This is a genomic window from Photobacterium sp. BZF1, assembly GCF_014349205.1.
Classification (GTDB): Bacteria; Pseudomonadota; Gammaproteobacteria; order Enterobacterales; family Vibrionaceae; genus Photobacterium.
The window spans coordinates 1-4,584 of the sequence record NZ_JACSOF010000254.1; the positions used below are offsets into that span (position 1 = coordinate 1).

At 50.5% G+C, this 4,584-nt stretch carries 5 protein-coding genes and 4 tRNA genes; 7 read left to right on the forward strand and 2 right to left on the reverse strand.

All coding sequences use genetic code 11. The features are described from left to right. Nucleotides 1-195 precede the first annotated feature (195 nt). The 3 genes from ybaK to BIZ37_RS29510 all read left to right on the forward strand — a co-directional run bounded on the left by ybaK (nucleotide 196) and on the right by BIZ37_RS29510 (nucleotide 2,370). On the forward strand, nucleotides 196-672 hold the full coding sequence (gene ybaK, locus BIZ37_RS29500; RefSeq protein ID WP_187464580.1) for a Cys-tRNA(Pro) deacylase: 477 nt from the start codon (nucleotides 196-198) through the stop codon (nucleotides 670-672). A 49-nt stretch (nucleotides 673-721) separates the two neighbouring features. Then, nucleotides 722-1,630: a LysR family transcriptional regulator gene (locus BIZ37_RS29505; RefSeq protein ID WP_187464581.1), complete on the forward strand. Its 909-nt coding sequence runs from the start codon at nucleotides 722-724 to the stop codon at nucleotides 1,628-1,630. 125 nt (nucleotides 1,631-1,755) lie between these two features. Then, complete coding sequence (locus BIZ37_RS29510) at nucleotides 1,756-2,370, forward strand: LysE family translocator (protein ID WP_107300578.1); 615 nt, start codon at nucleotides 1,756-1,758, stop codon at nucleotides 2,368-2,370. Between the two features lie 72 nt (nucleotides 2,371-2,442). On the opposite strand, the gene smrA is transcribed toward BIZ37_RS29510, so the two are convergent. Both smrA and BIZ37_RS29520 read right to left on the reverse strand, forming a co-directional pair. Continuing rightward, entirely contained in the window at nucleotides 2,443-3,024 is a 582-nt protein-coding gene (gene smrA / locus BIZ37_RS29515) for a DNA endonuclease SmrA (RefSeq protein WP_107300579.1), read from the reverse strand. A gap of 219 nt (nucleotides 3,025-3,243) precedes the next feature. Continuing rightward, nucleotides 3,244-3,384 carry a DUF3149 domain-containing protein gene (locus tag BIZ37_RS29520; protein WP_107300580.1) on the reverse strand — a complete coding sequence of 47 codons (141 nt, stop codon included), beginning with the start codon at nucleotides 3,382-3,384 and terminating at the stop codon, nucleotides 3,244-3,246. A 285-nt stretch (nucleotides 3,385-3,669) separates the two neighbouring features. Here BIZ37_RS29520 and BIZ37_RS29525 point away from each other — a divergent pair. The 4 genes from BIZ37_RS29525 (at nucleotide 3,670) to BIZ37_RS29540 (ending at nucleotide 4,105) form a co-directional block, all read left to right on the forward strand. Continuing rightward, nucleotides 3,670-3,746 (forward strand) — tRNA-Pro (locus BIZ37_RS29525). Nucleotides 3,747-3,789: 43 nt separating this feature from the next. Then, a tRNA-Pro gene (locus tag BIZ37_RS29530) sits at nucleotides 3,790-3,866 on the forward strand. Between the two features lie 43 nt (nucleotides 3,867-3,909). Next, nucleotides 3,910-3,986, forward strand: a tRNA-Pro gene (locus BIZ37_RS29535). Nucleotides 3,987-4,028: 42 nt separating this feature from the next. Beyond that, a tRNA-Pro gene (locus BIZ37_RS29540) sits at nucleotides 4,029-4,105 on the forward strand. Nucleotides 4,106-4,584: the final 479 nt, after the last annotated feature.

A 4,584-nucleotide genomic window follows, 5' to 3' on the forward strand; every position in this document is an offset into this window, starting at 1 on the left:
GGGATGCGGGAGCACCCAAAAGTGACTCCGAATACATTAGCGCAAACCAACCCCGTCATTAGAAATTGTAGTTGCAATAACGGGGCGGACCATACATTTATGGGCCTCTATTAGTCAAAGCGTCTTTTTTCTTTTGGCGTCAACTGGGTTGGGCTATAGTGGCTGTCGTTAATTGGAAACGAAACCGGAGCGGCCATGACACCTGCTATTAATCTTGCCAAGAAAAAGAAAATCGCCCATACCATCCATCAGTACAAGCATGATCCGGCCAATACCAACTTTGGCCTGGAGGCGGCAGAGGTACTGGGGCAAGATCCGAATCAGGTGTTCAAAACGCTGTTGTTTGCGCTCAATGGTGACCCTAAAAAGCTGGCGGTGGCGATTGTGCCTGTTGCCGGCTTGCTCGATCTCAAAGCGGCAGCGAAGGCGGCGGGTGCCAAGAAGGCTGATATGGCTGACCCACAAATTGCAGAGAAAACGACGGGCTATATTGTCGGTGGCATCAGCCCTTTGGGGCAGAAAAAACGCCTGCCGACCTTCCTTGATGCCTCTGCCGAGCAGTATGAGACCATCTGTGTCAGTGCTGGCCGACGAGGGTTGGAAATTGAGTTAGCCCCAGGCGATCTTCTATCGTTAACCGGCGGGCAGTTTGCGCCACTGGCAAAGATCTGATTTTCAATAGCCTAGCTTTCAATAAACCCGCTTTCAGCTAAGGGGAGCCATGCAAAACATCAATTTGAATTTGCTACGTACCCTGCAGGTGTTGCTGGAAGAGTCGCATGTTAGCCGCACCGCTGAGCGCTTATGTGTGACCCAGTCAGCGGTTAGCCGCCAGCTGACCCAGCTGCGCGAGCTATTCGGTGATCCTTTGTTAATTAGGGAGGGCAACCGCTTGTTGCCGACGCCCAAGGCGCAGCAGCTAAAGGGCAAGGTCGATAAGATCCTCGCTAGTTGCCAGGGGCTGCTGGATGAGCCAGATTTCTCCCCGCAGCATTGGGCCGGACCGATGATTTTGGCTTCCTCCGACTATGTCGCCCAGTACATATTGCCCGATATTGTTGAGCAGGTGCAGCAGCAGGCTCCGGGGGCCAACATCAGTTACCGTTTGTGGTCGCCGGAGTACTTATCCCATTTGGCAGACCTTGATATCCAGTTGGTTTCCACCATGCTGCCGCAAATCCCCGAAGGCTTGTGTGGTGCCCATATTGGTTCCGATTATCCGGTGTGCGCGATGCGCGGCCAGCATCCTCTAGCCAATCAACCTTCTTTGTCATTACAGCAGCTTGCCGCATATCCCCATATGCGGGTGTCAGCAGGGGGCGATAAAGACAGTTTTGTCGAGCGGGAACTCAAAGCGCAGGGATTAAACCGTAATGTACAGTTCTCTGTTCCGTTCTTCAGTGCTGCTTTTCAAACCTTGGTTCGCACCGACATGTTGATGGTGCTGCCCGAGCATATCGCCCGCAACATGCAAGCTTGGTTTGATATTACTTTCAAACCGTTGCCGATCCCCAAGCCAGAGCATAGCTATTGGCTGGTTTGGCATCCCCGTTATGAAAATGACCCTGCCCACCGTTGGTTCCGGGAGCAGGTGCTTACGGTGATGAGGGGCTCCATGTATTCGATTTAGTGGGCACTGGCTTGGTTATGATTTCAAATCATGGCAAAGATGATTTCTTTTGATTTCCTCGCATAACCTTCACTTGCTAAAGTCTGTCTATCAGAACAATTAGCTCTAGCGGATAGGAACTAACAATGACATTCAGTATTTGGCTTTCGTTACTTATGATATGTATGCTCGGGGCAATGTCGCCGGGCCCTAGTTTGGCCGTAGTTGCCAAACACAGTTTGGCGGGAGGTCGCCTGCATGGCGTCGTTACGTCTTGGGCACATGCCGCTGGTGTTGGTGTCTATGCTTTGGTGACGTTGCTGGGCCTTGCGGTGGTACTCAAGCAGTCACCCACCCTGTTTAATGTCATTACCTATGCGGGTGCGGCCTACCTTGCGTACCTTGGTGTCAATGCCCTACGTTCGAAAGGTGGTGTAGCGGCAAAATTGGCGGCAGGCAAATCGACCAGTTTGGTAGAAGCAGCCCGTGACGGTGCAATGATTTCACTACTCAACCCCAAGTTGGCACTATTCTTCCTTGCATTGTTCAGCCAGTTTGTCGCTGTCGGGACTGAATTTAGCAGCCGAGCGATTATTGTGGCGACGCCTCTGCTGGTGGATGGCCTATGGTACACCTTGATTGCTTTTGTGTTGTCGAACCCTAAAGTATTGGAAAAACTTCGGACTAAGGCACAACTGATTGATAGGCTCTCTGGTGTGGTGCTCATCCTGCTAGCAATGCGGGTGGTTATCCAGGCCTAATGAGGGGCATGAAGGGACTAAAAAAGGAGCCACAGGCTCCTTTTTTGTGTATTCAGATAGCAATAAGCAGGGCTAGCCCTGTCGCTTGCTATGGCGTTCGCGGTTTTCTAGCTTACGCTCTGGGCTCTTTTTCAGCATGACGTAGAGTGCACCGTTACCGCCGTGTTGGCGCAGTGCTGAGTGGTAGCACATCACATCGGTAATTTGTTCCAACCAGGTAGCCACGTAGCTTTTCATCATTGCAGGAGGGTTGGATTTCTCCCCCTTACCATGGACGATAATCACAGTACGGATATCCATCCGCTGGCACTGGCGAAGGAAGTTAACGACCTCGTCACGGGCGTCTTTCAGGGTTTTTCGGTGCAGATCCAGTCGGGCATTGATGTCGTATTTACCCAAGCGGAGTTTACGGAATACACCTTCCTGAACACCATCACGCTTGAACCCCAGCATGTCGTCGGGCTTGACCATCTTGGCGTAATCTAAAGACAGGTATTCAGGATCGCCGTCAGACAAGGTCTGCGCTGCTAGGCGTCTTGCGAGTTGGGCTTCGGTAACTTGGTGTTTGTGGGCGACTTCGACTTTGTCCTGTTTGATAGGAGCGACATCAGCCATCATCTCTCGGAAGAGATCTAATTCATCGTTCTCAGACATGGTGTTTCAGGGTTGAAGGCATATATGTCCGATTATATACCCAAGTCCCTGCAAGTTGCATGTTTGAACGGAAATTGCAGGAGAGTTTTGCGGCCGGAGGCGGCTGAACAAGGATAACGATGAGGGAGGGAGTTAATATTTGAGTGGGAAAGAAATAAATCCAGGGCCTCAACCGACAATTTGGACCCTGGCGCAAGCAGATGACATTGCGAAATGGCTCTAGTGAGGAGAGGGTGCTGACAGTGCCTTGTAAACAAAGTAACCGCCAAAAAATAACATTAATCCCAGTGCGGCAAAGATAACAATCATTGACGACAGGCCTACGGCATTACCAAAAAGTAGATCTAACCAAAAATCCATAAGTATTCCTTTAGGTCGCGGGATAGTGGTCATAAGATAAACAATGCAGCAAAAATGTTGTGATGATCTGGATCAATGGTTTACGGGTTGTATTAACTTTGTGTTAACTAGTGCGGTTGCGATCACTTTTTCGCCTTGATTGGTAGTTCTGTGAGCAATTGAGTATGGTTTTTTTTAAAAATGAGTATTTCTGCTTGCGTAAATTCTTTGGCTGAGTATTATAAGCCACCTCAGCAGTGATGCTGATTCAAGTAAAGAGTTTCAAAGGCTTTTTACTTACTTCGTCGGTGAATAGCGCAGTTTGGTAGCGCATCTGGTTTGGGACCAGAGGGTCGGGGGTTCGAATCCCTCTTCACCGACCACTATTCTTAAATAGTGGCAGCTTAAAACGCCATTATTTACTGTCGGTGAATAGCGCAGTTTGGTAGCGCATCTGGTTTGGGACCAGAGGGTCGGGGGTTCGAATCCCTCTTCACCGACCACTTATTCAAGTGGTAAGCCTGTATGGCATGCTGCTGACAAAGTCGGTGAATAGCGCAGTTTGGTAGCGCATCTGGTTTGGGACCAGAGGGTCGGGGGTTCGAATCCCTCTTCACCGACCACTATTTCAAATAGTGGCAACTCAAAATGTCATTATTTACTGTCGGTGAATAGCGCAGTTTGGTAGCGCATCTGGTTTGGGACCAGAGGGTCGGGGGTTCGAATCCCTCTTCACCGACCACTCTTCAAAGCCTCAGTCGAATGACTGGGGCTTTTTTCATTTCTGGCGTCGGTGAATAGCGCAGTTTGATAGCGCATCTCCTGCTCTTCGGTAAATGGAGGACCAGAGGGGCGGGGCTTCCCTGTTTCCTTGTTTTGGCCTCTTCACCGACCACTTTTCAAAGCCTGCAGCGAAAGTCCGGGACGCGCAGTTTGGGGCTTTTTTCGTTTCTGGCGTCGGTGAATAGCGCAGTATGTTAGCGCATCTCCTGCTCTTCGGTAAATGGAGGACCAGAGGGTCGGGGGTTCCCTGTTTCCTTGTTTTGGCCTCTTCACCGACCACTCTTCAAAGCCTACAGCGAAAGTCCGGGACGCGCAGTTTGGGGCTTTTTTCATTTCTGACGTCGGTGAATAGCGCAGTTTGATAGCGCATCTCCTGCTCTTCGGTAAATGGAGGACCAGAGGGTCGGGGGTTCCCTGTTTCCTTGTTCTTGGCCTCTT

Bases quoted from the DNA above. Each gene is read 5' to 3' on its own strand.
- BIZ37_RS29520 (WP_107300580.1), bottom strand. From the start codon at position 3,384: ATGGATTTTTGGTTAGATCTACTTTTTGGTAATGCCGTAGGCCTGTCG.
- smrA (WP_107300579.1), bottom strand. From the start codon at position 3,024: ATGTCTGAGAACGATGAATTAGATCTCTTCCGAGAGATGATGGCTGAT.
- BIZ37_RS29510 (WP_107300578.1), top strand. From the start codon at position 1,756: ATGACATTCAGTATTTGGCTTTCGTTACTTATGATATGTATGCTCGGG.
- BIZ37_RS29505 (WP_187464581.1), top strand. From the start codon at position 722: ATGCAAAACATCAATTTGAATTTGCTACGTACCCTGCAGGTGTTGCTG.
- ybaK (WP_187464580.1), top strand. From the start codon at position 196: ATGACACCTGCTATTAATCTTGCCAAGAAAAAGAAAATCGCCCATACC.